Below are 2,140 nucleotides of genomic sequence, written 5' to 3'. Positions count from 1 at the left end.
CCACGAAGTCGATCGTCTCGACGCGGTGGATGTTGTAGAGCTGCTCTTCCATCATTCGCTCAAGCATCTGGCTCGTGCCGCTGAACACGGCGCCCGGCGCGATCGACAGCAACCGCTTCTTGAACTCGGCAGCGGCGCTGAGCGCACCGGCTGAGAAGGTGTTCTTCACCGGCTTGCCGTCGTGGGGGAAGCTGACGCTGAAGTAGTACCAAGCCTCGTCGGTGATGAGGTTGGCCTGGTAGTACAGCGGTCGCGGCAGGCAGTTGGCGATCGGGCGGATGACGTGGGCTTGCTTCAGCGCCTCGTCGCGCATCTCTTCGTCGGTCTCGTGCCGGCCTTCCTTTTCCAGCGCCTGCAGGGCGCGGTTGAAGGCGTCGATGTCCAACTTGAACCAGAACAGCCGGTTGTCGTGATCGAAGGCGAACTCGGTGCGCTTGCCGCCCCCGTGGCGGTACATCAGCAGGCCCTTCTCGCTGGCGCTGGCGGCAATCAACAGCGCGCCTTGGTGCAGGTAGTCCGGTAGGTGCTTGTCGGTCAGGCGTTCGCGCAAGTGCAGGTCGTTCCAGTCGACCTTGGCCTTGCTGGTCTGCGGGATCTGAGCTGCCTCGCAGGTCCAGCCTTCCTGCCGGGCCCGGCTCACCCACTTGCGCAGGTAGCCGGCACCGGCAGGGTCACTGTCCAAAGCCCACACCAGCGTGCATTCGGTGCCGCGCTGCGCGTGGGCCTTGCGCAGCTCTGCCAGGGTGGCCTCGGGATAGTTGTTGCACGACATGAGCGCCACGGCGTCGATGCCTTGGTGCTGCAGCGCGATCGCGTCGAAGATGCCCTCGACCAGCCACAAGCGGTGAACCTCGGCCAAGGCCAGGCCCGGCGGCTGCCACCACGTGCCCTGGTAGTGCATGCCGGGCTTGAACACCGCCTTCTTCTTGCCGAAGCGCGCCGGCCGGTCGATCAATCGTTCCCAGAAGCCGTCGCCCAGCGGGAAGCGCACCGTGGCCGAGCCGGCGCCGTGGCCGTTGTCGGCCTTGGCGTCGTAGTGGCTCTCCTGCCGGTACCAGCCCTTGATGGTGGCCAGGTCGAAGCCACGCGCCTGAGCCATGTAGGCGTCGGCTGCGGCGTTAGGGTTGGTGGCTTGCTCGGCGTGGGTGCGCTTGCTCCAGTCTTGGAACAACTCGGGGTACAGGTCTTTGACGTGCCACTCGGCGCCGCACTTGGCCAAGCGGCCGCAGCGCAGCACCCAGGGGTGCTCGGCCTTGGTGTACAGCTCTTTCTTGTGGCAGCTCGGGCACTCGCCCTTGCGCAGCCACCCGGCCTCTTCCTTGAACTTGAACTCCGCCAGGTGGCGCAGCACGTCCTCGCGCAGGTCTGGATTCACRCGCCGGCGCTCCCGGTGGCCTGGTCGGCGGCGTCAGCGTCGGCGACAGGCTCTGGCTTTGGCAGCGGCGGCAAGTCGGTGATGCGCAGCGCCAGACGCCCGCGCTTGAGCACCGCGCTGGACCAACTGCAGACGTTCTCGTGGCGGACCACTTTGAAGCCCAGGCCCACCAGCGCGTCGAAGAGGGCGCCGCAACGCTGGCCGCTGGAGAACAGACCGATGTTCAGCGAGATGGCACGGTCGCTGGACCACCACGAGAGATAGCTGGGGTACAGCTCGAAGCCCCTGGCCTTCAGCATCGGCCCCAACTCGTCGAGCAGAGCGAGCGAGGCGCGCATCGCCTTCAACTCGCGCTGGCGGTAGGCCAGGGTGTCGGCAGCATGCTTCAGCGCTGCGTCGTACAGCGTGGCGGGCTCAGGGCGTTTCCTCATGATCTGGTTCTCGTAGGGGTGAGCTGATCCCGCACGGCCCTGAAAAGGGCCGCGCAGGCAGGTGTTTGGGGGTCAGGCGGCGCGCGGCCGCTTACGTGTCAGGAGGGGCGTCAGGAGGGTCGATGGCCAGGCCCCTCCAGGCAAAGCTCGAGTTGCTCGACTTCCACGATGGGGACCATCGAACTGCCCTCGGCGTCGGGCAGGTGCTCAAGCTGCGACATCAGATCGCGCCGGCGGACGTGGCGCGACAGCGGGACCTGAATKCCCGGTGGCGAGGGGAAGGCCCCAGGGTTGAGCGTTCGAATGGCTTCGAGCGCCACGACGAAGGTATGGC

2 protein-coding genes and 1 pseudogene are annotated in these 2,140 nt (G+C 66.6%); all 3 read right to left on the bottom strand.

The genetic code is table 11. From position 1 onward, the window contains the following. Positions 1-1,375, bottom strand: a 1,375-nt coding sequence (locus tag AC1DYI_RS33575; protein WP_477208437.1) for a toprim domain-containing protein, incomplete at its 3' end; no start/stop codon positions are given. Then, positions 1,372-1,806 (bottom strand): hypothetical protein, encoded by a 435-nt coding sequence (locus tag AC1DYI_RS33570; RefSeq protein WP_477208436.1) that lies wholly within the window; start codon positions 1,804-1,806, stop codon positions 1,372-1,374. The genes AC1DYI_RS33575 and AC1DYI_RS33570, both read right to left, overlap by 4 nt. Before the next feature lie 110 nt (positions 1,807-1,916). Next, positions 1,917-2,140 (bottom strand): annotated as a pseudogene (locus AC1DYI_RS33565) (hypothetical protein); the annotation flags it as partial.

Source organism: Ideonella sp. P3_A4 (genome assembly GCF_056403075.1).
The sequence above is the reverse complement of the archived record's forward strand: the minus strand, read 5'-3'. Positions and strand labels throughout refer to the sequence as shown.